A 25,581-nucleotide genomic window follows, 5' to 3' on the forward strand; every position below is an offset into this window, starting at 1 on the left:
TGTGTCGGGAACAATCACACACACGCACGGCGCCGATGCGACGCCACACACGCACGGCGAGATGACCGCGCCGAGCGGAAAGCCGACGCGAGTCGACGCGCTGCTCGGGAAGGAGACCGACGAGGAGTGGGCCGGTCGACTCGACAATGCGGTAGTCGACGTCTTGTCGCTCGATCAGTGGGAAGCGCAGAAGAGTCGGTTACGACGCACCACGATCGGTGGCCGTGAATTGGCCGTCTCGCTCGATCGGGGTATTCAGTTGCAGGACGGCGACATTCTGCTGTGGGACGAGCCGGCGAACACCGTGGTCGTGGCCAGGATCAACCTCAAGGACGTGTTGGAGATCGACCTGAGCGCGCTGGTCGACGTCACGCCCGAGAAGATGATTCAGACGTGCCTGGAGTTGGGACATGCCGTGGGTAACCAGCACTGGCCTGCGGTGGTGAAGGGAATGAAGGTCTACGTTCCGTTGACCGTCGACAAGGCGGTCATGGGCTCGGTGATGCGGACACATGCTTTCGAGGGCATCGAGTACACCTTCATCCCGGGCGCCGAGGTCATTCCCTACATCGCTCCACACGAGGCACGCCGTTTGTTCGGTGCGGCCGCGCGTGAGGGCGAGGGGCATACCCATGACCCTCTCGTCTGAGGGATCCGGGCTCAGCATCAACCGCGCGATGCGGATGATGCAGTTTTCCGATTCCATGTTCCCGGTCGGTTCCTTCTCGTTCTCCAACGGTTTGGAATCGGCCGTGGCGCAAGGAATTGTCACGGGCGGTCCGTCGCTGCGGGAGTTTGTGCTCTCGGCCACCCATCAGGGTGCGACGTGCGACGGTATCGCCGTACTCGCGGCGCACCGGGGCGCGACCGCCGGTGACTTCTCGGCGATCCTCGCCGCTGATCATGCAGTGATCGAACGCAAGCTCAACGAAGAAGCACGCACGATGAGTACCCGGATGGGTAAGAAGTTGGCCGAACTCGGCGGGCGCTTGGCCGGTGAGACCCTGTTCAACAAGTGGTTGGCCGCGATCGCATCGGGGGAGACGCCGGGTACCTACCCCGTCGGCCTCGGAATTGCTTTCGCGGAGATGGGTTCTCCGGAGGAGGACGCTTTCACGGTCAATCAGTACGGTGTCGCGATGACGTTGCTCGGCGCTGCCCTTCGCATCGTCCGAGTAGATCACCTTGCGACACAGGAGATTCTGTTCGAGGTCAATCAGAGCGCCGGCCGTGAGTACGCCGCAGTGCGTGATTACGGACTCGACGACATGTCCAATTTCGCCCCGATGATCGACATTCTGGCTGCGGTTCACGTCAAGGCGCACGTCCGAATGTTCATGAACTAGAAGGAGAACGATGAAGAAGACAACGCGCATCGGAATCGGCGGACCCGTGGGTTCGGGTAAGACCGCACTCATCGAGGCGATCACGCCGGAGTTCATCAAGCGGGGCACCAGCGTTCTGATCATCACCAACGACGTGGTCACCACCGAAGATGCCAAGCATGTGCGCAAGGCTCTCAAAGGTGTTCTCGTGGAGGAACGCATCGTCGGCGTCGAGACGGGGGCCTGTCCGCACACCGCCGTTCGCGAAGACCCGAGTATGAACCTCGCGGCCGTCGAGGACATGGAGAAGACGTTCCCTGACACTGACGTGGTCTTCATCGAAAGTGGTGGCGACAACCTCACACTGACATTCAGTCCGGCTCTCGTCGACTTCTTCATCTACGTCATCGATGTGGCCGCAGGCGACAAGATTCCGCGTAAGAACGGTCCGGGAATCTCGCAGTCCGACATCCTGGTCATCAACAAGACCGATCTCGCACCGTACGTCAACGCCGATCTCGGAGTCATGGATCGCGACTCCAAGGGAATGCGGGGAGACAAGCCGTTCGTCTTCACCAATTGCATGACCGGGGAAGGCATCAAGGAAGTGGTGGACCTCATCGTGCACGGAGTCCTCTTCGACGAAGAGGAAGTGGGAGCGAGCGCACCGTGAGCGCACCGCCCGCCCCGGGAGCATCGCGGGCGCTCCCGGGTCCGATCCCGACCATCCCGGAACTCGACCAGTACCAGGACCAGCCGAAGCAGGCTCCGGCCGGCAAGGTCGGGAAGACCGGCGTTCTCGAGATGCGATTTGTCGACCGTGGCGACAAGACGATTCTGCGGGACATGTACCGCAAGACACCGTTGCTCGTTCAGCAGGCGCTGTACTGGGACGAAGCGTTGCCGACCATGCCGTGCGTCTACATGATCTCGACGTCCGGCAGTGTGTTGCAAGGTGATCGACTGTTCCTGACCATCGAGATGGAGCCGGGTTCTCTCGCGCACGTGACCACTCAGTCGGCCACCAAGGTTCACCGGATGGATGCGAATCACGCGTCGCAACTCCAGAAAGTGGTGCTCGCGGAGAATTCGTATCTCGAACTGATGCCGGGGGTGACGATCCCACACCGCAACGCGAGGTACTACGCGCGCACCGACATCACGGTGGATCCGACTGCAACGCTGTTGTTCTCGGAGATCGTGATGCCGGGTCGCAAGTACCACGACGGCGGAGAGATGTTCGTCTACGACCTGTACTCCACAATGATCAAGGCGGAGCGTCCGGACGGGAAGAACCTCTTCACCGAGAAGTTGGTGATCGAACCGGCACGCTTCCCCGTGCGATACGGCGGAATCATGGGTGACCACGACGTGTTCGGCAATGTCATCTTGTTGACACCGAAGGAGCATGCCGACGCGATTCTCGAAGAGGTAGTTCCGGGCCGTGACGGCAAGGTCGTTTCCGGAGCGAGTCGGCTACCGAACGACGCCGGTCTCATCTTCAAAGTCCTCGGTCCGGAGAGCGAACCCGTCAAGGCAAAGGTTCGTGATTTCTGGGCTCTGGTGCGAAAGGCAGTTCTGGACACCACCATTCCGCCCGTCCCGCTCTGGGGATGACGCGGATCGCCGGAGAAGGATCGAGGGACGTGCGATGACCACCATCACCAAACCGTGGGACGACGTCGCGGACAAGAACGTCGTGCTCAGATTCATCGACACCAATCTCAAAGGCTCCGGGCAGGTGATGTTCCAGGGCAATGCGCTGACGGGCCTGCTGTTTCTGGTCGGTATCTTCTGGGGAGCGATAGCCGCGGACACGATCACCGTCGCGATCGGTGCCGTGGTGGGTCTGGTGGTATCCACCGTCACCGGCATGATGCTGCACTCCGACGACGATTCGATGCGTATCGGCCTGTACGGATACAACGGAATTCTTGTGGGAGCTGCCTTTCCGACGTTCCTTGCCGGTGGCGTGATGCTGTGGATCTACCTCGTGGTGGGAGCTGCCGCGTCGACCATCGCGTTCCTGGCTGTCGCCAATGTCTTCAAGACCTGGGGCGTACCGGCGCTGACCTTTCCGTTCAACCTCGTCAACTGGTTTTTCCTCCTCGCGGCGTTCCAGTTCCTGCGGATCGAAACGTCGGACCTCAGCGCCGGCCAGTTTCCCCAGCACATCGGGGACGCGTCGGTTCATGCCGACATCACTTTCAACTTCTTGTGGGACACGCTGTTTCGCAACGTCTCCCAGATCTTTCTGATCAACAACACTGTCACCGGCATTATCTTCGTGATCGCGCTGCTGGTCGCGTCGCGTTGGGCGGCGTTGTTCGCGCTCATCGGTTCCGCGATAGCGATGGGTTCGGTACTGGCGCTGGGCGCCAACACCGTCGACATCGGGAATGGTCTCTACGGGCTCAGTTCGGTGCTGACGGCAATTGCTCTCGGATCGGTGTTCTACAACCCGTCGTGGCGTGTGTTCGTCTACACCGTCTTCGGAGTGTTGGTCACTGTTGTCATCCACGGCACGCTGGTGTCTGCGTTCGCTCCGATCAGCCTGCCGGCCGGAACGGGCCCGTTCGTCTTCGCGACGTGGCTGTTCCTGCTGCCGAAGAAGAAGTTCGTTCCCATCCAGCACGACACCATCGAGGGCGGAGCGGCCGAAGGCAAGGATTCGATCGCAAAGGCGAACGGCTAGACGGGCCGAATTGGCGAGGCGCCCGTACGCTGGGGCACACCGATGAGTTGATCCGATCGCCCCGCCACTCTCGAAGGAACGCACCTAAATGACAGACTCCAGCGCCCCTCGCATCCATCTCGGCCCCGTCGAGGATCCGCACATTGCCGACGGAATTCGCGGAGTCGGTGGGGTTCTCGTTCCACTCGCCGAGGCAGAGGGCGTGGTCTGGGTACATGGTCCGGACACGTTCCCGTCGTCGCTACCTGACTCGGTTCGTTGGGTGCAGTTGCCCTTCGCCGGGATCGAGCCATGGTTCGATGCCGACGTGATCGACGACAAGCGGGTCTGGACGTCCGCTGCCGGGGCTTACGCGGGCAATGTGGCCGAACATACGATGATGCTCCTCCTCGCCGGAGTGCGTTCTCTCCCCGAACAATTGGTGGCGCAGTCGTGGCGAAAAGAAGAGTTCGATCCACGGGTGGGCACCTTGCAGGGCTCGACAGTGGCGATCATCGGTTGCGGCGGAATCGGCCGTGCGCTGATCCCGTACCTCGCCGCGTCCAAGGTCAGAGTCATCGCCGTCACCCGCTCGGGATCCCCCGTCGAAGGTGCCTCCGAAACGCTCTCGGCCGATCGAACCGGTGAAATCTGGTCCCAGGCGGATCACTTCGTGATCGCAGCACCGTCGACGTCCGCGACGCGGCATCTGGTCGGCAAGGCTGAATTGGACCAGATGTCGGAGTCGAGCTGGATCGTGAACATTGCACGCGGCAACCTGGTCGACACGGACGCGCTGGTCGATGCTCTCGAAGCTGGTTCGATCGGCGGGGCGGCACTGGACGTCACCGACCCCGAGCCGCTGCCGGACGGGCACCGGTTGTGGAAGCTGCCCAACGCGATCATCACTCCGCACGTCGCCAACCCGGCTACGACGCTCACGCGTGTGCTGGCAGATCACGTGGCCGCCAACGTCGCTCGATTCGCTGCGGGTGAGGACCTTGCTGCGGTAATCGATCCGTCGGCGGGCTACTGAACCGACAGAACACGCAAATCCTCGAGACCGTCCACGACGGGAACGCGCCACGAGGCAAGCTCTTCCGGTCCCTGCTCGTCCCACAGTTCGAACAGTTCCGAATCGGTCGAGGAGATGGTGCGCTCCACCATCTCGATCAGCCAGGTGAGCCGTTCGCTGGTCAGGGCCGAGGTGAAGGAATCGAGATCGAGGTCCTGGGCGGCGGGGTCGCGTTTGCGATCGGCGCGCACGATCAACACCAATTCGAGCAAGGCGACGGCGATTTGGCCGCCGTCCACCTCGAGGTAGTCGTCCTCGAATGCCCACTCCACCGATTCGAAGGTGAAGTCACCGTGTCCGATGGACGCGATCAAATCCCCTGCACCGTCGTTATCGAACGGTCCCGATCCCCACGCGCCCACTGTCTACTCTTTTCCGATTGCCGTGTCAGCGCGCTTCGAGCGCGATCTTCGCTCCGAATCCTAGAAGAACTGTTCCGGTTATGCGCTCGAGTGCCTGTCGCACTCGGGGCTTCTCGAAGGTGCTACGCGCTCGCGAGAGAAGGACAACGTAGCCACTGAGCCACACGATGGTGATCGCTGCGTGGATGAGCACCAGCAGCGCAAGCGATGGTCCCGTCGGCCACCCGGCCGGAACCAGCTGCGGCAGCAGTCCGGTGTAGAAGACGGCGATCTTGGGGTTGAGCAGGTTGGTGGTGAAGCCCGTCTTCCACGTTCCGGCCTTCTGCGACCGTGGAGCGTCGGCATTGTGTTGCATCCGCGACGTCCGGCTCTCCCACAGTGCTCGCACACCGAGATAGATCAGATATGCAGCACCGGCGAGCTTGACCACGGTGTACGCCTCGGCTGACGCGGCCAGGATCGCCGACAACCCGAGGACGGTCAGCAGCCCCCACACCAGAAGGCCCGAGACGATGCCGGCCGCTACCCGGAATCCGGCGGATCTTCCGGCGCCGAGAGCAGCCTGCGTCACGACAGCCATGTCGGGCCCCGGGACCAGAGTCAGTAGGGCGAGCACAGCTGTGGCGGCGAGGAGAGCGGTCAGCATGCACCAAGTATGAAGCCGGGGTGGGGAGCGTTCTCGGTTGGTGGTGTCGTCCCTGTGAACAAAGAGTGGCGCAGTGAAGTGAACTGCGTGGACACGCCCGGAAACCGCTGTCTTGCCCAGCCTGTTCGTCAAAGTTATGCACACTGTGGGGAAACGAAAAGATGCAGGTAGAAGGAATGACTTCGGTGTAATTCATTCTTTAGTCCACAGGTTATGCACAACTGGGAAGTGGATGTGAATGAAGTTATCCACACCTGTGTGTGCATCGGTGGAAAACTGTCCAACTCCATTGGATACCCGCGAGTAATAAATCCCAACCAGTGGGTTGACCTCGGGACGTTCGTCCTGTCCAATCGAGGGTTAGCGATAGTCGTGCGATGCTCAGGGGGCGCTTGACGGATGCGGAGATTTGGGTTTGTCGGGATTGTGTTGGTCGTGCTCGCGCTTGTTGTGGGCGGAGTGGCGTATGCCGAACCGGCGCCCGAAAATCCACCAGGAGATCTGACAGGTCAGACCGGGGCTCACATCAATCGCATCGAGCAATTGTCGCCCACTCGTAGCGCCGTGTTCGTCGATTCGCCGGCTATGCGGCGCGAGGTGCAAGTGCAGGTTCTGCATCCAGCGTCGAGCGCCGGTTCGCGTCCGTCCTTCTACCTACTCGACGGCGTCAGTGCCGGTTCGGAATCCGGATACTCCGAAAGCACCTGGACTCAAAAGACCGACATCGAAGCGTTTTTCGCCGACAAGAACGTCAACGTCGTTCTCCCTGTTGGCGGTACCGGCAGTTTCTACACCAACTGGAAGAACGACGATCCGAACCTCGGTGTGAACAAGTGGGAATCGTTTCTCGCTGAAGAGCTTCCGGCGTTGATCGATTCTGCGTTTTCCGGAAATGGGACGAATGTGGTCGGCGGGGTGTCCATGGGTGCGCTCGGCGCGGCCAACCTCATCACACATCACCCGAAGCTCTACACCGGATTAGCCTCGTACAGTGGCTGTCTCGACAACTCCGAGTCGTCTTCGCAGGATTCCGTGCGGCTCACCGTGGCCAGTAAGGCAGGCGACGCCACCAACATGTGGGGCCCGTCATCGGACCCCGACTGGCAAAAACACGACCCGTCCACCAATGCTGAAACGCTGCGAGGAAAGACGATCTACGTTTCCTCGGGCACGGGCGCACCCGGAGAATACGACAACGTTTTCACCCCGGGCGGCCTGCAGACGGCCATCGAAGGCGGGCCGCTCGAGGCACTGGCAAACACGTGCACGCAACTGTTCGAGGCGAGGTTGGGGGAGTTGTCGATTCCCGCAGTGTTCGCGTATCGAAACGTCGGCACCCATTCATGGCCGTACTGGCAAGACGCGCTTCACGATTCCTGGCCGACAGTGAAGACCGCCCTGGGAATGTGAACTGGGCTGTGAGCTGAGAACTACTCGGCCAGTGCCAGTTCGAGCAACTGGAGGGCGCCGTCACGGGTCTGCGCAGCCGCGATGAACCCAGCTTTGTGGCAGAAGACCGAACTGTCGACGCCCGTCTCGGCGGCAAGGTCCGAGCCGTTCAGGCCGCGCCACGGCTCCGGCAACAGCTTTCGTGAACCGAACTTGGAGTCAGCGGGCTTGACCGTCTGAATCGACCAGCCGCCGTTGGTGTTCGGGAAGATGGTGAACAGAAGTTCTGGCTGGGCCGACGCGGCGCGGCCGTGGGGAACGAAGCGTTCCAGCACGACGAAGCGCGGATCCGTTGCTTTCTCGTAGGTCTCGGTGAACTCGCGCTCGGCCGCAGCGTCGCCGGCGTACTTGGCGCGCAGGCGAATCAAGACCTGAGTTGCGAGAACCACGGCCAGCTCGAACTGGGTGTCGAACTCTTCGTCGGTGGACGAGATCGGATTGAACAGGTCCAGCACGGACGACAAGTCAAAAGGCTTGGTGCCGTAGTCGTTGAGGGTGTAGATCTCCTGGCCGTTGTCGACGGCGTCGATGCCCTCGACCAGACGACTGTCGATTCGGCGGAAAACGGAGGCGTTGCCTTCGCAGAACTGCAGGCCGTATTCCTGCCAGAGCAGACCGAAAGCGGAGTACAGGATGCCGTTGCTGCGCTCGCCGGCATCGCGCTGGTGATGGTCGAAGCGACCCTCGGCCGGGTTGTAGCGACCGCCGACGTCGAGCACGATGTCCGCACTGTCGAGGACGGACTCGTCACGGCTGCGAACGACGGTGGCGTCGGGGTACAGCTGCTTGAGCAGCGATACGCCGAAGACGTCGTCTGCATGGAACTTGCCGTTATGGGTCGCGATGATCACCCGTCGAGACTAGGCAATCAAGCGGGGGGATGCCTATTCAGCCGACGGTGCGGATGCGATCGGTGGCAGGCGGCGAGACCGGGGACCCGGCTGCGAACAGGGCAGTCAAGGCGTCGAGGTCGTTGCCCGCGCCAGTCATCTGGGTGGAGTTCTTCAGTGCGGTGAAACCGTCCCCGCCCTCGGCGAGGAACTTGTTCACCACGACGCTGTAGACGCCGTCGGGGACGATGTCCTGCCCGTTCAAGCGCATTTCCGAGATTCGCGAGCCCGGCGCTGCTCGCCGGTCCATGGCGTAGGTGAAGCCCGCGGACGGGGAGAGGATGCGCTCGGTAGCGGTGCCGTCGAGGTCGATCTGGAATTGCTGTTCGAGAGCGTCCTTCAACACCGCTCCTGTGACGGAGAGCACTTCGAGGCTGTTGCCGAACGGTTGAACACCGTAGGCCTGGCGGTAGGTGACCTGGCCGGAAGTGCCGAAGTCCAAGTCCTCGCGCATGCCTCCCGGGTTCGTCAACGCGAGTTGAGCGCCTCGTGTCGATCCGGCCGCGAGTTGAGCGTCGGCGACCAGGTTGCCGAGTGTCGATTCACCGCTGGGTACGCGGTCCCGTGTCAGATCGGCGGTGATGGTCCCCACCGGTCGCTGAGCGCTTTCCGACGCCTCCGACCAGGCCCGGTCGGCGAGAGCCTGAATATCGGGATCCGGCGAAATATCGTGTGTCACTATCTGATTGAAAGCGGACGTCTGATCGCGAACGACCTCGCGTGTGTTGCGGTCGATGGTGACGTCTGCGACGGACACGATCCGGCCGTGCGAAGCGCCCTGCATGACGACTCTGGGATTGCCTGCGGGATCAGGGAATTCGCAGTTGTACTGCTGGTGGCTGTCGGCGGTGAAGATGACGTCCACCTTCGGTGAGGCACGAAGAGCGATGTCGCGGGCCGGGCCGGACTCGACGTTGCAGTCGTTGGGCCCACCTTCGACGGCCGGTTCGTCCCCACGGTGCAGGAGAACGGTGATGGCTTTGACGCCGAAGAAGTCGAGGACATCGGCGGTGCGGTTGATCGCTTCGACCTCGTCGCCGAACTGCAGATCGGCGATCCCGCCCGGTGTGACGATCTGCGACGTGTTGGCGGGGGAAATCGCGATGACTCCGAGCGGAATGCCGTCGACCATGTTCACGGTGAAGGGCAGCGTGGCCGGAGTGCCGTTGGTGTACGTCATGTTTGCGGCCATCAGAGGGAAGTTGGCGCCGCCGAAGGACGGACTGAACGTGCACGCGTCGACGGCGGAGCAACCGCCGGACTGCATACGACGGAACTCGGCGAGCCCTTTGTCCAGTTCGTGGTTGCCGATCGCGGAAGCGTCGATCTTCATCCGATTCAGCAGTTCGACCGTCGGTTCGTCGTTGAACATCGCCGATTCCAATGCCGACGATCCCCAGTTGTCACCGACCGAATACAGCAGCGAGTTGGTGGCTTGGCTGCGAAGTTGCGTCACGTATGCCGCGAGATACGCCGCGCCACCTGCGGGGGTGAGCGAGCCGTCGGCCTGCCTGATCTCGCTGCGAATGCCTTCCGGCGGGCGGAGGCTGCCGTGCAGATCGTTGAAGGCCAACAGACGTACCGACACCGTGTCCTGGGACTCGGCGGTGGCGACGGCACTCAGGGAGGTCGCGGAGGTGGCGAGAAGGGTCGTTGCGAGCACGGCACACGTTCGTGTCATGCGTCGCGTCATGCGTCGTGCTCCCTCACTCGGACCGGCCTCGAACCTCCCTGAGTGTGCCCGTCCGCCGAAACGAATTCCAGTCCTCGGCGTAACAGTTATGTATCGAGTGTCACGCGGTGACGCCGATGCCCGCAGCCTGCTTCGCGACGTCGGTGTTCGCGAAAGCGAGGAACGCGTCGTTCTCGTGTGGATCGCCGATGGTCATCCGGACGCCCTCGACGCCGTACTGACGGATCAGAATGCCCGCCTCGGTACTCGCCTCGGCGAAACCGGGGGAGAGCTCTCCGAGGGGGAGATAGACGAAGTTCGCCGACGACTCGGGGACGGTGTACCCGGCTTCGATCAGTGCACTGCGCACTCGCGTCCGCTCGGCGATGACGCCTTCGGTGCGGGCAAGCAGTTCGTCTGCTGCAGCCAGGGAAGCGATTGCGGCGGCCTGCGCGACAGCGCTCACGGTGAACGGGGTGTGCACCTTGCCGAGGGCCACGATGATCTCCGGATCCGCGACCGCGTAACCCACGCGGATTCCCGCGAGGCCGTACGCCTTCGAGAAGGTGCGCAGAACAACCACGTTGGGGCGGCTGCGGAACAGTTCGATGCCGTCGGCGTCCGAGCGTGAGTATTCGAAGTACGCCTCGTCGAGTGCGACGACGACGTGCGTCGGGACCGCGTCGAGGAAGCTCTCGAGCTCTGCCTTCGACAGCGCGTTGCCGGTCGGGTTGTTGGGGTTGCACACGAAGATCAACCGCGTGCGATCCGTGATCGCGGCCAGCATCGCGTCGAGGTCGTGGCCGAAGTCCTCGGTCAGCGGAACCTTGACCGAGACGGCATGGCCGACCTGGGTGACCACGGGGTACGCCTCGAACGAACGCCACGCGTAGATGACCTCGTCACCCTGATCGCAGGTGATCTGCACGAGTTCCTGGCACAGCGTCACGGAGCCACAACCAGCGGCGACGTTGGCCGGCTCGACTTTCAGGAAGCTGGCCAGCGCCTCGATGAGTGCGACCGCGGCATTGTCCGGGTAGCGGTTGGCATTGGCGACCGCGTCGGCGACGGCGTCACGCACACCGGGCAACGGCCCTACGGTCGTTTCGTTGCTCGCCAGCTTGATCGCACCCGGAAAATTGCGTCCGGGAACGTAGGCGGGGATGGAGGCGAGGTCAGGGCGAATGTGTGCGGTCACGAGTCGATTATGCGCGCACCGATTTGATGCGTAGCGGCCGTCTGCGTGTCAGAGTTAGAAGATGTCGGAAATCTTCCGGGCCACTGCGTTTCTGCGCGGAGCCGAAGGGGAGGTCGCCACGGCTGTTCCGCTGACGGTGGTGGAGCCGGACGGCCCGACGCGGGGCGGGATCGTCGTCCTGCATGAAGCCCGCCAGTTCAGCCCGGCTCTGCTGAATCTGATGTGCGCACTCGCCGGCGAAGGGTGGGTGAGCGTCGCACCGCACCTGTTCCACCGCGAACCCGAACACATGCAGGGCGAGGTGTTCGGTGACAACCTCTTCGCCGACTTCGACGCGACCCTCGATTGGCTCGTCGGACGCGAAGTTCTCGCGGACACCGTCGGGGTGCTCGGATTCGACGACGCCGGGACCGCCGCGATGCTCGTGGCCACCAGCCGTCCCGTCGGTGCCGCGGTGAGCGTCGCCGCCCGGGGAATCGTCGAAGCCTTGTCGGTGGATGCTCAGGCGCTCGTCGATGCGGCCACTTCCCTGCAGGCGCCGTGGCTGGCGCTGTACGGCGAGGACGATCCCAGCACGCCGCGTGAGCACGTGACCCTGCTCCGGGAAGCGACCGCCAAGGCCGACGTCGCGACACTGGTGGTCAGCTACGCCGGACTGGCCCACCGGGCGGACGAGCCGCCACAGCTGTCCGAGGACGCCGACCTCGACGACCCTGGCTCGGCCTCGATCGTCGAAGCTCAGACCCGGATCTTCGACTGGTTCGACAGCCACCTGCGGTAAGCCGACAAATCAGGGCGCTGACCACGCGTTTTGCCTTTGGTGGCGAAGGGTGTGTAATCTTTCGATCCGGCGGTCCGAAAGGATCGGAACCCCCAGGGAGGCGTGCCAGAGCGGCCGAATGGGACTCACTGCTAATGAGTTGTCCCTTTTACGAGGGACCGGAGGTTCAAATCCTCTCGCCTCCGCCAAGCCGGTGATTTTGACCGGCGGGTTAGAAATGATAGAAAGTACGACGGCAAGACACGCAAGATCAGCAAGACAACAGAACATGCGCCCGTAGCTCAACGGATAGAGCACTTGACTACGGATCAAGAGGTTAGGGGTTCGAATCCCTTCGGGCGCACAAGAAAGAAGGTCACAGACTCCGGTCTGTGACCTTCTTTTTGTTGTGGTGCATTCGCAATTTTTGAATGTGTGTGACGTCACCTCGGCGAATTTCGGTCGGTGACCCTCGCGATCGTATGAACCAACAACCGATCCCCGCGACCTATGCTTTCTCCGGAGCAGTCGCGCGAACCGAGGAGAACCCGTTGGAGACCGTCGACAGTCGGACGCTCCCGGTCTACTCGGCCGGGGCGGTCGAGGTGCCCTTTGTCATCGCGGGCATGGACGAGCTTGTCTCCCGCGAGACCCGGTGGGAGGCGCACTCGCACCCGACCCACGAATTGTTGTGGAACGAGCGGGGAGCGTCGAGCGCCACGGTGGGATCGCGCACGTGGACGATCACCCCGACTGTCGGTCTGTGGATGCCCGCCGGCGTCCTGCACTCGGCGATCGCGCCCGCCGGAACCTGGTATCGGGCCGCTCAGCTCGACATCGCATCGGTTCCGTCTCTGTCCGACGTGCCGGTGGCGATCGAGGTGACTCCGCTGCTGCGGAACCTCCTCGAGCGACTGGCAGACGATTCACTCGGAACCTCTTCGCGCTCGCTCACAGAGCAGATGGTGATCGACGTACTGGCGCCGTCACCCAACGAGTTGCTGGTTCTGGTGCCGGACTCGGCGCTTCTGCAACCCATCGTCGACGCGATCGGTGACGATCCGAGTGACATGCGAACGCTGTCCGACTGGGCAAGGCTCCTCGGCGTCAGCCCGCGAACCATCACCCGGGCATTTCGGTCGGAGACCGGGATGAGTTTCGGGCAGTGGGTGTCAGCGGTGCGCGCCCAACGAGCGGTGACTCTTCTTGCACACGGCTTGGATCTGCAAGAGGTTGCCGAGCGCGTGGGCTATCACTCGACCAGTGCGTTCGGTGCGGCATTTCGGCGCACTACCGGCGCTACACCAGGGATGTTCCGGGCTAGCTGATCGGCCATCACACCTTGTCTCGATCGCTACACCGGGTGTCCCAAACACGCGATTGCGCCACATTGCCCTCCCGTATACGGTTTAGGCAAACCTCACCTAAGTGCCTGATTGAGCCGGGTTGAGGGCCGTACCCCTTCTCGAGAGAGTTCTGTTTTCATGCGTTCAAAACGCTTCTTGGCGGTGGCCGCAGCAGCGGTCGCAGTCGCCCTCGGCATGACAGCTTGCAGTTCCGGCTCCTCGGAGACCGCCGACGGCGGCAGCGCCGGAAGCGGATCCAGCTCCTTCCCTGTCACGATCGAGCACGCTTTCGGAACTACGACGATCGACGCCAAGCCGGAGCGAGTTGCCACCGTTGCCTGGGCCAATCACGAAGTGCCCCTTGCTCTCGGCGTGGTTCCCGTCGGAATGGCAGCGGCGACGTTCGGCGACGACAACGGCAACGGAATGCTGCCGTGGGTCGAGGAAAAGCTCGACGACCTCGGCGCGAAGCCGCCGGTGCTCTTCGACGAGACCGACGGCATCGACTTCGAAGCCGTCTCCGATACGAACCCTGACGTCATTCTTGCCGCGTACTCCGGATTGACGCAGGAGGACTACGACACTCTCAGTGAGATCGCTCCGGTTGTGGCGTATCCCGAGGGGCCGTGGGCGACGTCGTGGCGTGACGTCATCAAGTTCAACAGCATGGGCCTCGGCATGGAATCCGAAGGGCAGGAACTGATCTCCACCATCGAGAAGGAGATCGCCGACGAGGTTGCCTCACATCCGCAGCTTGCCGGCAAAGCAACAATGTTCCTGACGCACGTCGACACTGCCGACCTGAGTCAGGTCAGCTTCTACACTGCGAACGACACACGTGCCGCGTTCTTCGAGGACCTCGGACTTTCGACGCCGAAGAGCGTTGCCGACGCCTCGACGGGTGGTGAGTTCTCGAAGAAGGTCAGTGCCGAGCGTGTGGACGTCTTCGACGACGTCGAACTGATCGTCACGTACGGTGACCAGGCACTTGTCGACGCACTCAAGGCTGACCCGCTGCTCTCGCAGATGCCTGCCGTCGCCAACAATTCGATCGTGTTCCTCAACGGAACCGGCCCGATGGGAACGGCGGCCAACCCGACTCCGCTCGCCATTTCGTGGGTACTCGGCGACTATGTCGATCTGCTCGCCGGGGCTGCTGGAAAGTCGGAGTGACTGTAACCTCGCAGGATTCGACGTCGGGCGCCAGCGATACGCGGCGCCCGACGTTCGGCAATTCGCTGTGGCTGATCGCCCTTCTCGTGGTCCTCGCGGTGCTCATGTGCGCCTCGATCGTCATCGGCTCTCGTGAGGTCGATTGGTCCGACATCGTTGCCGCACTTGGCGGTTCCACCGACAATATCGGTCAGGGTGCGATTGCCAAGCGCATTCCGCGGACGGTGCTCGCGATCGTCGTGGGTGCTGCGCTCGGTCTTGCCGGCGCGGTGATGCAGGGGATTACCCGAAACCCTTTGGCGGATCCCGGAATCCTGGGCGTCAACATGGGCGCTTCGCTCGCCGTGGTGATCGGAATGGCGTGGTTCGGATTGTGGACCCAGACCAGCATGATCTGGGTGGCCGTACTCGGTGCAGCCGGGGCGGCATTGTTCGTCTACGTAGTCGGGTCACTCGGGCGAGGTGGAGCCACGCCACTCAAGTTGGCTCTTGCCGGGGCCGCAACATCGGCTGCGTTTGCTTCGTTCATCACTGCGATCATGCTGCCGCGAAACGATATTGCGGGCAACATTCGTTCGTGGCAGATCGGCGGCGTCGGTGGCGCGAGTTTCGAGGTGATCCGGCAGGGTCTGCCTTTCCTCATTGTCGGCTTCGTGATCTGTCTGCTGTCAGCGCGCAGTCTCAACTCTCTTGCGCTCGGCGACGAGGTTGCGTCAGGTCTCGGCGAACGCGTCGCGGTGGTTCGTGCAGTGGCAGCGCTCGGTGCAGTGTTGCTCTGCGGTGCAGCCACTGCCATTGCCGGACCGATCGGCTTCGTCGGTTTGGTTGTCCCGCATCTGTGCCGGTTGCTGATCGGTATCGACAACCGTTGGCTACTACCGTTTTCTGCGCTGACAGGTGCCGGCCTTCTCGTCGCCGCCGACATTCTCGGACGAATTGTCGCCCGGCCGAGCGAAATCGACGTCGGCATCATCACCGCGCTCGTCGGAGCGCCCTTCTTCATTTACATCGTCCGCCGTCAGAAAATACGTGAGCTGTGACCACTACATTCGTTACTCCCGAAGTCGAGGTCGACGCAGTCGGAGCAAGCCGTATCCGACGAGGTAGACGCCGCCGCATCGTGATTGCCGTGCTGACGGTCCTCGTCGTCGCCTCCTTCGCGGTCACTCTGATGGTGGGAAAAACCTTCTACCCGCCGTCAGATGTGCTTCGCGTCGTGCTGGGGGAGAACGTGCCTGGTGCCTCGTTCACCGTCGGCCGCCTCCGGCTGCCTCGCGCTGTCCTAGCTGTGGTCGCCGGAATCTGTTTCGGCTTGGGTGGCATCACGTTCCAGACGATGCTGCGCAACCCGCTCGCGAGCCCCGACATCATCGGGATCAGCTCCGGCGCAAGCGCTGCAGCGGCTTTCGCGATCATCTCGCTTTCGCTCGGCGGCTCGCAGGTCTCGATCTTCGCCATCGCTGTCGGTCTGGGCGTCGCAGTCTTGATCTACGTTCTGTCCTTCCGAGACGGTGTAGCAGGCACTCGGCTGATCCTGATCGGTATCGGCATCGCCGCGATGCTCGACAGCGTCACCGCCTACCTGCTCAGTACCGCCGCCGCGTGGGATCTGCAGGAGACGATGCGTTGGCTCACCGGCAGCCTCAACGGTGCCAACTGGGGTTCGACGGTTCCCGTACTCCTGGCGCTGGTTGTCCTCGGACCTGTGCTGCTGAGCCAATCGCGCAACCTTTCGACCATCCAGCTCGGTGACGACGCAGCACAAGCGCTCGGCGTCAGAGTGGAACGAACGCGCATTCTGACGATCATTGCGGCCGTCGGACTCATCGCCTTTGCCACTGCCGCTGCGGGGCCCATCGCCTTCGTCGCATTTCTGTCAGGGCCCATCGCCGCCCGCATCGTCGGTCCGGGAACATCACTTTTGATTCCGTCGGCGCTGGTCGGAGCGCTGCTGGTGCTAGTTGCCGATTTCTGCGGACAGTACGCCTTCGGCACCCGCTACCCCGTTGGCGTGGTGACTGGCGCGCTGGGAGCGCCGTATCTCGTCTACCTCATCATTCGCTCCAACCGAACGGGAGGTTCGCTGTGACCGAATCCCATACTCTGACTGTCGAAAACCTCGAACTCGGTTACGGAGGACGGACCGTCGTCGAATCGCTCGACCTCGCGGTGCCGCCGGGAAAGATCACGACCATCGTGGGCGCCAACGCGTGCGGCAAATCGACCCTGCTGCGGTCGATGTCGCGGCTACTCAGTCCCCGAGGCGGTCATGTTCTGTTGGACGGCAAGGATGTTCATCGCCTACCCGCGAAGAAGCTCGCTCGCACGCTCGGTCTGCTGCCGCAGTCACCGATCGCACCGGAAGGGATAGTTGTCGCCGATCTCGTCGGCCGAGGCCGACATCCACATCAGCGGGTGCTGTCGAGGTGGAGTCGAGAGGATGACGCAGCCGTCGCCGAGGCGCTTGCGGCAACGGACACAACCGAATTGGCCGAACGATCGGTGGACGAACTTTCCGGTGGTCAGCGCCAACGTGTGTGGATTGCGATGGCGCTCGCCCAACAAACCGATCTGCTTCTTCTCGACGAGCCGACTACCTTCTTGGACGTGAGCCACCAGGTTGAGGTCTTGGACCTGCTCACCGACCTGAATCGGACTCGGGGTACAACGATTGTCATGGTTCTGCACGATCTCAATCTCGCCGCCCGCTACGCCGACTACCTCGTCGCCATGGCCGATCGTCGGGTCTACGCGGCGGGTGATCCTGCCGAGGTGCTCACGAGCGACAACGTCCGCACCGTTTTCGGTCTCGAGAGCCGAATCATCCCCGACCCCATCTCGGGTAAGCCGTTGGTGTTGCCGCTCGGGCGCCACCACGTTCTCGACGACGTGTTGACGTGACGGCGTCGAACGCCACGGGCGGGCGGATCGAATCCGTGGAACAACTCAATGCGATTCTCGGACAGCCCCATCCGACGATCATGGAGAAGCAGACCGCCTACACGACTCCGTTGATCCGTGAATTCATCGAGCAGGCACGGTTTTTTGTGCTCGCGACATCCGATGCGGCCGGAAATTGCGATTGCTCGCCGCGCGGAGACTTGGTCAGTCAGGTTCTGTTTCCCGACGAGAAGACGCTCGTGCTCCCGGATCGTCCGGGCAACCGGCGCGCTGACTCCTACCGGAACATGATCGAAAATCCTCACGTGGGGATCCTCTTTCTCGCGCCCGGGCACGACGAGATCGTGCGTGTCAACGGCACGGCGACTCTGTCCACCGATCCTGATCTGTTGGACTCGATGGCGATGAACGGCAAGCCGGCACAGCTTGCTGTGATCGTGAAGATCGACGAGGCGTATCTGCATTGCGCGAGAGCGATTCTGCGGGCGAAGCTGTGGGATCCGTCGACGTGGCGCGCATCCGATGACGTACCGAGTCTGCGCGACATGATGGCCGAGCAGCACAGCCTGCTGGTCGAGGATCTGGAGCCGGCTCGGCAGGAGGCGTACCGCAAGTACCTGTACTGAGCGCAGATCCGTCACCTATGTCCGATAATGATCCGTGCCTTCAATTGCCTCCTCGCTGTTCTGGATTGCGCTGATCGCGGCCATCGCGCCGATAGTCGCGGGCTTGATCCCGCGTCGACTGGTTCCCGAAGTGGTGTTGCTACTGGTCGCGGGCGCAGTGGTCGGGCCGTTCGCCCTCAACATCGCCGCTGACAGCGAAGCGATCGGAATCCTCCGCGAACTCGGCCTCGGCATGCTGTTCCTGCTCGCCGGCTACGAGATCGACCGACAGGAACTCAGTGGGCGCGGCGGACGTCGAGCGCTCTACACGTGGCTGTTCTGCCTCGCGTTGGCGTTCACGGTGGTCGCGCTGCTTGGCATGAGGAACGTGATCTCCGCGGAAGCCGCTGTTGCCATCGCAATGACGTCGACCGCACTGGGCACGCTGTTGCCGATCCTCAAGGACAACAAACTCCTCGACACACGCTTGGGCAAGACGGTCCTCAATCACGGGGCCGTCGGCGAACTCGGGCCGGTCGTCGCGATGGCGGTGCTGCTGAGTGCCCGTGGTGCCGTCCTGTCGCTCATCGTTCTTGCCGTCTTCGCCTTGATCGCCATCGTCGTGGCGGTGCTGCCCGGCAAGCTGATTCACGAAGGCTCGTGGACACATCGGCTGGTGCGGGCAGGAGCGGACACCACGGCGCAGACGACGGTCCGCCTCACCGTTCTGTTGTTGGTCAGCCTCGGAGTGCTGTCGGCCGTGTTCTCACTCGACGTCATTCTCGGCGCGTTTGCCGCCGGCTTCATCCTGCGGCGACTGATGCCAGAGGGCGACGAGCGCCTCGAGATCAAGCTCGACGGGATCGCCTTCGGGTTCCTCATCCCGATCTTCTTCATCACTTCAGGCATGGCAATCGACGTCTCGGCGGTCGCCGCCAGTCCCGGCACACTGATTGCGTTTCTGATCCTGATCGTTGTCGTCCGCGGCGTGCCGGTGTTCTTCGTGACCAAGTTCGAGAAGGTCGAGCCGCCCTTCACCACGCGCGAAAGTGCGCAAGTCGCGTTGTACGGGGCTACCGGTCTGCCCATGATCGTGGCGGTCACGGGCGCTGCCGTCGACGCGCATCAGATGTCCTCGGACAACGCGTCGATTCTTGTCGCGGCCGGTGCGATCACCGTTCTACTGCTGCCGATGCTCGCCACTCTCTTGACGAAAAAGGAGAAAGTGTCCTGATTCAGAGATCCAACTGCTCGTCGAGCCAGTCGAACATTCGCTGATCCGTCAGACGCCTCGCCATGGGCTGGCAGTGGAAGTTCGCGCCCTCGGCAGCGGTAAAGGGAACCACCGTCGTCGGTCCGCCGGATAGGGCGGCAAGCCGCTTGGATTGACCGGGCCAGAACTGCTCGCCTTCCGGATCGGTAATCAGCAGGGGAGTGGAGATCGAGCCGGCGACGTGTTCGAGGTGGTACTTCCGAACCTCGGCGAGAGTGTTGTAGTAACCGTCGGCGAGGTACGGACGCGCTCGGAAGCGCCAGATCCGGGCGCTGTCCTTCGAGAATTTCATCCCCAGCCCTATCGCCATGTCGCGGTCGAAGGCCTCCGACTTCCCCTCGTCGAGCAGCTTCTGCATGTTCTTGGGGATATGGGCGAGCCACGACGCGGCCACGTCCACGACCCCCGGATCGGCGATCGCTGCCGCGATCCGATGCTCGAACGCCAACGACTGCGGTACCCAGTAACCGCCCTGACTGATCCCGTAGATCGCCAGCTTCGACGCATCGACGTCCGGCCGGTCCACGAGATAGTCGACGACGGGCGTGATGACGGATTCCCAGTCGTGACGGAACGGGATGTTGCGCTCGAAGAGCATCGACTGCTGACCGGGACCGTCGAACATCAACACGTTGTAGCCCCGCTCGAGGGCCCCGGCGCCGCCGCTGCCCCACAGTCCGCTGATCGGGCCGTCGCTACCGTTCACCATGATCAACGTCGGCCGTCGCACGTCGCCGGGTGGCCGGAAGAAGTACCCGGGCAGGTACGTGTCCTCGTAAGGGATTCGGACGCGCTCGACGGGCTGGGCGGTGGTGTCGACGAAGCGGTCCCACGCTTGTCGGTGACGTTTGAAAGTGGGGACCAGAACCGAATCGTCGCTGAGACCGTCTACGGCGTTGATCGCCACACCGAAGTACGACGCCGCCCGCAGGTACGCGTTGGACGCGCTTCGCGAATGCCCGGCCGCGGCTGCCTCATCGGCCTGCCCGAATACTCGTGTGCCGAGGTCGAACCAGGCCTCGTACCAGCCCTCGAGGTCTTTCTCGCCGACATGAGCGATGGCCGAGAGCACTTCGCCGGTATCTGCCGCGCCGTAGGTGGCTTGCCCGAGAACGACTCTTAGCTCGAAGTCGAAGGACTCGTTGCGGTAGAAACCGGCAGTGAACGCCTGGTGTGGATGGGCGAAGAACGACGACGCGAGAGACATGGGCACACCTTCGCTAGTTCGGGGCAGCCATTTTCAGTTGTAGTTCCAGGATCGCCCGAATCGCTTGCCGGAAAACCTGTCAGCGTGGCGACGCCGGGAGCCCGGTGGATGGCGGCCTCGACATCGCAAATGCCAGGGTGCACAACCACAACGACATCCCCAGCACCTGTGCGCGTTGAGCGATACCCAGTCCGAGATTACCGCCGCCGGAGACTTCGATGCTGTTGGTCGTCAACATCCACACCGTCGCAAGGGAAGTCAGGATCAAAATGGTCAGGCCGGTCGTACGCAACGACCGGTGTTCGCGATACCTGAACGCTCCCACGGTGAATGCGATCATCGCGGTGAAGATCGCGAACACCGCCACGCTGCTCGTCAATGCGTGAACATGGTGGAGCTGCGGAAGTAGACCGTCGGGTGCGCTCGACGGGCAACCCTCGCCCGAGCATTCGAGAGGGAACGACGCGTCGGCGATTGTGGCGATGCCGAACACTGCAAGTGCAATCCAGCCCGTGACGTAGAGCCTGCGCCTGGGCGTGATCAGCAGACCCAGCGCTCCGGAGATCAACATCAAGATCGCGGACAGGACGTCGGCATTGCCGAAGACGTCACGGTATTTCTGGTTCTCGGCATCGAGTTCGCTGAGGAACGATGTCACCGGGTCGAGGCCGGTGTCGAGGAAAAATTCGAGAATCCACGACGAGTAGACGATTCCGCCCAGAGCCAGCGCAGCCACCAAACCCCACCGCGCAACGTTGCGTTCCTTCACGAAATCGAGCTTACGGACCGAGCAGGGCTTTCTGGACGCGTTCGGCTGCTACCAGCGGATCTTCGTGCTCCCAGATGCGGATGACGGTCCAACCCTGCTCTGCCAGACGTGCATCGGTGTCGCGGTCTCGAACCACGTTGGCGGCCAACTTGTCCGTCCACCACTGCGCGTTGTTCTTGGGAAACGTCGCATGCTGCGGGCAGCTGTGCCAGAAGCATCCGTCCACGAACACCGCGACTTTGCGGCGCGGAAACACCAGATCAGCGCGTCGGCGAACACCTTTGACAGGCGTCCGGTCCACGAAGTACCGGAGTCCGCGCCGATGAAGCTCGCGTCGAAGTGCAATTTCAGGTTTGGTGTCGCGCCGACGCTGAGCGCTCATCCGAGCGCTGGTGGCAGGATCCGTCGCAGGCACCGTGGTTCCCTCAGCCGTCGGAATCGTCGCTGTCTTCGGGATCGGACCAGGTGGGCGCAAACCTGTTGCGACGCTCCACTTCACCGTGCACGACGGTCACGAAGTCGGTGAACGAGAGCGTCTGAGCTTCGGTGGGCCGGCCGTTGCGCGGCGGCGGCTCGTCGACGTCGAAGAACCGAACCGCGCCATCGGGTTCGTAGAGTCCGATGTAGACCTTCTCGAAGAGGTCGTAGCGGGTGTCCTCGGCGCCGAGATCCACCCAGGCCTTTCCTGGAACGCCGACCACCGCGCGCTTGCCCCGGCCCGAGCGCTTCGAGAGCGTCGTGACGTGGTGTGCAAAAGAGGATTTGCCGGTGTCACTGGTCTTGGTCGGGTCGCCGTCGTCGCAGGTGGCGTACGGCTCGAACATGACGGCGACCAACACGCTGTACGGCTGGCGCTGATGCAGAACCATTGCCTCGCCACGCAATTCGTGGTCGTTGCGGACGATGTTCTTGGTCCACCGTCCAAGTTTTCCGCTGCGGGGACTGTAGTCCTGGAAGTTGTACGTCTTGATGGAGACGCAGAGGATCAGGCCCAGAGTGGGGTCGAGGGCCTTGACGTCCAAGCGCTTTCGGCCCTTGGCGACATCAACGGTTGCCTCCTGGCCTTCGCCGGACGCTGTCGGGGTGATGTTGGGATACAGCGGACGCAGAGCGTCGGCCACCGTCTGTGCCAGTTGATTGGACAGTCGCTGGGCGTAGTTCTTCTTCTCGCCGCGATCGGCGTCGGCCGGAGGCTTGTCGCCCGCGAGTTGCAGTGCGCTCCACAGTGGTTCGTGTTCCGGTTCGGAAAACAGGGGTTCGGGGAATAGCGTTTCAGGTTCGGGGAACAGTGATTCCGTCATGCCGCGGCCTCGGGGTATCCGCCCATCCGCTCGAGATGGCTTTCGACGTCCTCGATGAAACCGGGGATGAACCGAAGATTGCCCATGCGTGCGCGCTTGAGGAAGCCGGCCGTGGCCCGCGCCGACAGCAACCGCGTGTCCTCGAGGAAACCGCTCAGATCCTCGTAGTCGTACTGGACCGGCCAGGTCGAGGTATGGACGCGGAAGGCTTGGCGGTTACGGCCCCACGCCGCACTCGGCCAGGCGTCGCCCGGTTCGAGTGGCGTCTCGCCCGCGGCGTCGTATTCGATGGGATCGTTCAACCGGCCACCGACCCACGATGCCATCCGCACGCTCACGGCATTGCCGACGAGCTTCCATCGGTGGCTGTGGCGAAGCCCAGGAACCTCGACGGACGGCAGCGTCCAGTCGGGATCGAAACCCTGCAGGCGTTCGGCGTCGACGAGGCCGGGAGTAACTATCTCGCCGGACGGCAGTCGCACCGCCGGCTGGCTGGGGATGCCGACGGACGAGCCGCCCTTGAGTGTCGGCACGGCATTGACGGCCCATCCGAGTCCGCGGGTGCCTTCGGTCCAGTAGAAGCCGCAGGGGTAGTCCGCGGGATCACCTCCCAGGCGCTCGCCGGCGTCCTGGCCGAACAGGATTTCGCGAGGATCGTCCGTGCGCGAGGCAAGCATGATGACGCGCTGGCGGCGCTGGGGGAGTCCGAAGGCGCGGGCGTCGACCACCCGGTATGCCCAGGTGTATCCGAGGTCTTCGAGAGCGTCGGTGATGTGCCGCATGGCAGCGCCCTTGCCGAGTTGCAGCATGAACGGAACGTTCTCGATCAACAGCCAGCGCGGGCCTTTCTTGCGCTTGACCAGACGGAACACCTCGTCCACCAGGCCTGAGCGTGCGCCGGTGATGCCCGCCGTTTTGCCGGCTTGAGAGAGGTCCTGGCAGGGGAAACCGGCGGCCACCAATTCGATGTCGCTGGGCAGCGCGCGCAGTTTGGTGACGTCGCCGTGCAACGGCACGTCGGCGAATCGCGAACGGAGAACTGCCTGGGCGCCCGGATCGATTTCACACAGCAGTTCGGTGTTCCACCCATGTTCCGAGAGCCCCAACTCGAGCCCGCCGATACCGGCAAACAAACCCACCATGCTCCGCGACGACGTCACAGCACCCTTCCTCACGAACCGACCTAGAAGCACGGTACTCGAGAACTCCGACACCGTTTGCCAACTATTCGGTCTGCGGGGTGCTCCTTACGGAAGAACCGTTGTGAAACGCCTTACATCGAGATCTTCGGGGCCGATCGAAGTCCCTAAAAGGTCCCTGATCGAAGCAATAACCCGAACCAGCGGTGCTCCGCGCCCGTTCGTCCATTACCGTGGTCGGGTGAGCATCCAACCTTCCGGTGACGCGTCCTGGCCCGCGGTATTGACCTGGCAGGCCCACAACGCTCCTCGTATGGAGTCTGTTCGTGTGCAGCTGAACGGAAATCGCATCAAGGCTTCCGGCCGGATCATCGGTGGAGCCTGCAGTGAGCACCCTGCATTCAGCGCGTCATACGACCTGGTCACCGACGAGGCCGGCATCACCCGCAGGCTGTCGGTGCGGACCGCCCTGGCCGCCGGTGAGCGTCAGATGTCGATCAGCCGGGACGAAGAAGGCACCTGGATGGTCGAGAACGGCGCCAGTCACCAGCGCTCTGCGTTCGATGGCGCACTTGATGTCGACGTGATCCTCAGCCCGTTCTTCAACACGCTGCCCATCCGCCGCGTCGGCTTGCAGAACGACATCGAAGACGCCGAGGTCCCGGTCGTCTACGTCAACCTTCTCGACCTGCGCGTCGAGGGTGCGACCATCACCTACAGCAGCGGCACCGACGGAATCAGTGTGCTGTCCCCGGTGTCCAGCTCGACGCTGGCCGTCGATACCGAAGGCTTCGTCCTCGACTACCCGGGTCTGGCAACTCGAATCTAGGTTTCGTCCTTCTAGGTTTCGGATCGCCGGATGACACCACCGCGTCGACCGGCGTCCCGCATCCGCTCGATCCAGTCGGGTTCTCCGACCCGAAGGTCTTCGATGTCCCAACGCTCGTGCGACTCGTAAGCGCCGCGCGCAGCGAACCCTGCGTCCACCAATCGTGCCGTGGAGCCGTTGTCGAGCAGATCGGTGCGTGCACCCTGCAAAAGGTCGAGCGCTTCGTCCAGCGCGACCAGCAGGGCGTCACGGTTGCCCTCGCACATCGCCCGCACCAGGCCAGGAGCGCTCCCGGCTACGCGGGTGCCGTCGCGAAATGACCCGGCGGCCAGCCCAAGAGCCAGTTCGCCGCCGGCAGCTCCGGTGATCGCGAGTGTTTCCGCCAGTAGGTGGGGGAGATGCGAGATACGAGCGACTGCTCGATCGTGCTCGAGAGATTCGGCCGGCACGACTACCGAGCCGCAGTCGAGTGCAAGGTCGGCGACCTGCGACCACACGTCTGCGTCGACGCCTTCGTCGGTGGCAACGACCCACACCGCGTCGACGAACAGATCGGCATCGCCGACCGCCCAACCCGAAGCTGACGTCCCCGTCATCGGATGACCGCCCACGAACTTGGCGCTCAAGCCCGCTCGTTCGACCGCGGCCTTCACTTCACCCTTGACACTGACGACGTCGGTGATCGGATTGTTCGGCGCATGCGCGGCGATTGCCTCCAAGGTGGCGTCGACGGCAGGCATCGGCACGGCGATCACAATGATCGCGCCGCTCTCGTTCGCTCTCTGCAGCACTGAATCCAGATCGGTGTCGGCGTCGAAACCGTCGGCTCGGGCCGCGTCGGCGGACTCGCTGGAACGGTTGTAACCCCACGCCTGACGACCGGATCGGACGGCGGCGCGAAGTAGCGAACCGCCGATCAATCCGAGGCCGAGAACGCAGACTGGTGGGGCGGAATCGATCGCAGACACCGGTTCAGGTTGGCACATC

At 62.9% G+C, this 25,581-nt stretch carries 27 protein-coding genes and 2 tRNA genes; 18 read left to right on the forward strand and 11 right to left on the reverse strand.

The genetic code is table 11. The features are described 5' to 3' along the window. Nucleotide 1: 1 nt before the first annotated feature. The 6 genes from ureE (at nucleotide 2) to B0E55_RS23100 (ending at nucleotide 5,035) form a co-directional block, all read left to right on the forward strand. Nucleotides 2-649: an urease accessory protein UreE gene (gene ureE, locus B0E55_RS23075; RefSeq protein ID WP_007731715.1), complete on the forward strand. Its 648-nt coding sequence runs from the start codon at nucleotides 2-4 to the stop codon at nucleotides 647-649. Continuing rightward, nucleotides 633-1,346, forward strand: a complete 714-nt coding sequence (locus B0E55_RS23080; protein WP_060939555.1) for an urease accessory protein UreF — start codon at nucleotides 633-635, stop codon at nucleotides 1,344-1,346. Before ureE ends, B0E55_RS23080 begins: the two co-directional genes overlap by 17 nt. 10 nt (nucleotides 1,347-1,356) lie before the next feature. Continuing rightward, on the forward strand, nucleotides 1,357-1,998 hold the full coding sequence (ureG, locus tag B0E55_RS23085) for an urease accessory protein UreG (RefSeq protein ID WP_007731713.1): 642 nt from the start codon (nucleotides 1,357-1,359) through the stop codon (nucleotides 1,996-1,998). Then, nucleotides 1,995-2,942, forward strand: a complete 948-nt coding sequence (locus B0E55_RS23090) for an urease accessory protein UreD (RefSeq protein WP_080910535.1) — start codon at nucleotides 1,995-1,997, stop codon at nucleotides 2,940-2,942. The genes ureG and B0E55_RS23090 overlap by 4 nt, the downstream gene beginning before the upstream one ends. Before the next feature lie 34 nt (nucleotides 2,943-2,976). Further along, nucleotides 2,977-4,020: an urea transporter gene (gene yut / locus B0E55_RS23095; RefSeq protein ID WP_020905834.1), complete on the forward strand. Its 1,044-nt coding sequence runs from the start codon at nucleotides 2,977-2,979 to the stop codon at nucleotides 4,018-4,020. Between the two features lie 88 nt (nucleotides 4,021-4,108). After that, nucleotides 4,109-5,035 carry a D-isomer specific 2-hydroxyacid dehydrogenase family protein gene (locus B0E55_RS23100; protein WP_020968163.1) on the forward strand — a complete coding sequence of 309 codons (927 nt, stop codon included), beginning with the start codon at nucleotides 4,109-4,111 and terminating at the stop codon, nucleotides 5,033-5,035. Here the strand turns inward: B0E55_RS23100 and B0E55_RS23105 are convergent. Both B0E55_RS23105 and B0E55_RS23110 read right to left on the reverse strand, forming a co-directional pair. After that, nucleotides 5,029-5,436, reverse strand: coding sequence for a DUF4259 domain-containing protein (locus B0E55_RS23105; protein ID WP_020968164.1), 408 nt, complete (start codon nucleotides 5,434-5,436; stop codon nucleotides 5,029-5,031). The two genes, B0E55_RS23100 and B0E55_RS23105, sit on opposite strands and share 7 nt — an antisense overlap. Before the next feature lie 25 nt (nucleotides 5,437-5,461). Further along, the gene (locus B0E55_RS23110) at nucleotides 5,462-6,082 is read right to left on the reverse strand and encodes a LysE family translocator (RefSeq protein ID WP_007731691.1); all 621 of its coding nucleotides are present in this window, start codon (nucleotides 6,080-6,082) and stop codon (nucleotides 5,462-5,464) included. A 399-nt stretch (nucleotides 6,083-6,481) separates the two neighbouring features. Between B0E55_RS23110 and B0E55_RS23115 the strand changes: the two genes are divergently transcribed. Next, nucleotides 6,482-7,492, forward strand: a complete 1,011-nt coding sequence (locus B0E55_RS23115) for an alpha/beta hydrolase (RefSeq protein ID WP_020968165.1) — start codon at nucleotides 6,482-6,484, stop codon at nucleotides 7,490-7,492. A 20-nt stretch (nucleotides 7,493-7,512) separates the two neighbouring features. Here B0E55_RS23115 and B0E55_RS23120 read toward each other — a convergent pair whose 3' ends face one another. The 3 genes from B0E55_RS23120 to hisC form a co-directional block, all read right to left on the reverse strand. Continuing rightward, nucleotides 7,513-8,382 carry an MYG1 family protein gene (locus tag B0E55_RS23120; protein ID WP_080910536.1) on the reverse strand — a complete coding sequence of 290 codons (870 nt, stop codon included), beginning with the start codon at nucleotides 8,380-8,382 and terminating at the stop codon, nucleotides 7,513-7,515. A 37-nt stretch (nucleotides 8,383-8,419) separates the two neighbouring features. Then, on the reverse strand, nucleotides 8,420-10,114 hold the full coding sequence (locus tag B0E55_RS23125) for a bifunctional metallophosphatase/5'-nucleotidase (protein WP_080910537.1): 1,695 nt from the start codon (nucleotides 10,112-10,114) through the stop codon (nucleotides 8,420-8,422). A gap of 100 nt (nucleotides 10,115-10,214) precedes the next feature. Beyond that, nucleotides 10,215-11,291 carry a histidinol-phosphate transaminase gene (gene hisC, locus B0E55_RS23130; protein ID WP_029254256.1) on the reverse strand — a complete coding sequence of 359 codons (1,077 nt, stop codon included), beginning with the start codon at nucleotides 11,289-11,291 and terminating at the stop codon, nucleotides 10,215-10,217. Nucleotides 11,292-11,352: 61 nt separating this feature from the next. Between hisC and B0E55_RS23135 the strand changes: the two genes are divergently transcribed. From B0E55_RS23135 to B0E55_RS23180, 10 genes are all read left to right on the forward strand, one after another. Then, nucleotides 11,353-12,072, forward strand: coding sequence for a dienelactone hydrolase family protein (locus tag B0E55_RS23135; RefSeq protein WP_080910538.1), 720 nt, complete (start codon nucleotides 11,353-11,355; stop codon nucleotides 12,070-12,072). Between the two features lie 96 nt (nucleotides 12,073-12,168). Next, nucleotides 12,169-12,260 (forward strand) — tRNA-Ser (locus tag B0E55_RS23140). A gap of 82 nt (nucleotides 12,261-12,342) precedes the next feature. Then, a tRNA-Arg gene (locus B0E55_RS23145) sits at nucleotides 12,343-12,415 on the forward strand. A gap of 118 nt (nucleotides 12,416-12,533) precedes the next feature. Next, nucleotides 12,534-13,379, forward strand: coding sequence for a helix-turn-helix domain-containing protein (locus tag B0E55_RS23150; RefSeq protein ID WP_232816815.1), 846 nt, complete (start codon nucleotides 12,534-12,536; stop codon nucleotides 13,377-13,379). 156 nt (nucleotides 13,380-13,535) lie between these two features. Next, nucleotides 13,536-14,570, forward strand: coding sequence for an iron-siderophore ABC transporter substrate-binding protein (locus B0E55_RS23155; protein WP_029254259.1), 1,035 nt, complete (start codon nucleotides 13,536-13,538; stop codon nucleotides 14,568-14,570). Next, entirely contained in the window at nucleotides 14,567-15,610 is a 1,044-nt protein-coding gene (locus tag B0E55_RS23160) for a FecCD family ABC transporter permease (protein WP_020968171.1), read from the forward strand. Before B0E55_RS23155 ends, B0E55_RS23160 begins: the two co-directional genes overlap by 4 nt. Further along, the gene (locus B0E55_RS23165; RefSeq protein ID WP_047888775.1) at nucleotides 15,607-16,659 is read left to right on the forward strand and encodes a FecCD family ABC transporter permease; all 1,053 of its coding nucleotides are present in this window, start codon (nucleotides 15,607-15,609) and stop codon (nucleotides 16,657-16,659) included. Before B0E55_RS23160 ends, B0E55_RS23165 begins: the two co-directional genes overlap by 4 nt. Beyond that, nucleotides 16,656-17,471 carry an ABC transporter ATP-binding protein gene (locus tag B0E55_RS23170; RefSeq protein WP_080910539.1) on the forward strand — a complete coding sequence of 272 codons (816 nt, stop codon included), beginning with the start codon at nucleotides 16,656-16,658 and terminating at the stop codon, nucleotides 17,469-17,471. Before B0E55_RS23165 ends, B0E55_RS23170 begins: the two co-directional genes overlap by 4 nt. Further along, complete coding sequence (locus tag B0E55_RS23175) at nucleotides 17,468-18,097, forward strand: pyridoxamine 5'-phosphate oxidase family protein (protein ID WP_080910540.1); 630 nt, start codon at nucleotides 17,468-17,470, stop codon at nucleotides 18,095-18,097. The genes B0E55_RS23170 and B0E55_RS23175 overlap by 4 nt, the downstream gene beginning before the upstream one ends. A 34-nt stretch (nucleotides 18,098-18,131) precedes the next feature. Beyond that, complete coding sequence (locus B0E55_RS23180) at nucleotides 18,132-19,310, forward strand: cation:proton antiporter (RefSeq protein ID WP_069146645.1); 1,179 nt, start codon at nucleotides 18,132-18,134, stop codon at nucleotides 19,308-19,310. 1 nt (nucleotide 19,311) lies between these two features. On the opposite strand, the gene B0E55_RS23185 is transcribed toward B0E55_RS23180, so the two are convergent. The 5 genes from B0E55_RS23185 to B0E55_RS23205 form a co-directional block, all read right to left on the reverse strand. Next, nucleotides 19,312-20,556 carry an alpha/beta hydrolase family protein gene (locus tag B0E55_RS23185; protein ID WP_060939669.1) on the reverse strand — a complete coding sequence of 415 codons (1,245 nt, stop codon included), beginning with the start codon at nucleotides 20,554-20,556 and terminating at the stop codon, nucleotides 19,312-19,314. A gap of 79 nt (nucleotides 20,557-20,635) precedes the next feature. Beyond that, nucleotides 20,636-21,325 (reverse strand): DUF998 domain-containing protein, encoded by a 690-nt coding sequence (locus tag B0E55_RS23190; protein ID WP_029254264.1) that lies wholly within the window; start codon nucleotides 21,323-21,325, stop codon nucleotides 20,636-20,638. A 10-nt stretch (nucleotides 21,326-21,335) separates the two neighbouring features. Continuing rightward, a complete protein-coding gene (locus B0E55_RS23195) occupies nucleotides 21,336-21,740 on the reverse strand; it encodes a very short patch repair endonuclease (RefSeq protein ID WP_080910541.1) in 405 nt (134 codons plus the stop codon). 10 nt (nucleotides 21,741-21,750) lie between these two features. Then, the gene (locus B0E55_RS23200; RefSeq protein ID WP_019746482.1) at nucleotides 21,751-22,626 is read right to left on the reverse strand and encodes a hypothetical protein; all 876 of its coding nucleotides are present in this window, start codon (nucleotides 22,624-22,626) and stop codon (nucleotides 21,751-21,753) included. Then, nucleotides 22,623-23,768 carry a DNA cytosine methyltransferase gene (locus B0E55_RS23205; RefSeq protein WP_174531793.1) on the reverse strand — a complete coding sequence of 382 codons (1,146 nt, stop codon included), beginning with the start codon at nucleotides 23,766-23,768 and terminating at the stop codon, nucleotides 22,623-22,625. The genes B0E55_RS23200 and B0E55_RS23205 overlap by 4 nt, the downstream gene beginning before the upstream one ends. A gap of 238 nt (nucleotides 23,769-24,006) precedes the next feature. Between B0E55_RS23205 and B0E55_RS23210 the strand changes: the two genes are divergently transcribed. Beyond that, on the forward strand, nucleotides 24,007-24,594 hold the full coding sequence (locus B0E55_RS23210; protein ID WP_019746484.1) for a putative glycolipid-binding domain-containing protein: 588 nt from the start codon (nucleotides 24,007-24,009) through the stop codon (nucleotides 24,592-24,594). 11 nt (nucleotides 24,595-24,605) lie between these two features. On the opposite strand, the gene B0E55_RS23215 is transcribed toward B0E55_RS23210, so the two are convergent. Beyond that, entirely contained in the window at nucleotides 24,606-25,580 is a 975-nt protein-coding gene (locus B0E55_RS23215) for a prephenate dehydrogenase (RefSeq protein WP_080910542.1), read from the reverse strand. Between the last annotated feature and the right edge of the window lies 1 nt (nucleotide 25,581).

The organism is Rhodococcus sp. 66b (assembly GCF_002076325.1).
Lineage (GTDB): Bacteria > Actinomycetota > Actinomycetes > Mycobacteriales > Mycobacteriaceae > Rhodococcus_F > Rhodococcus_F erythropolis.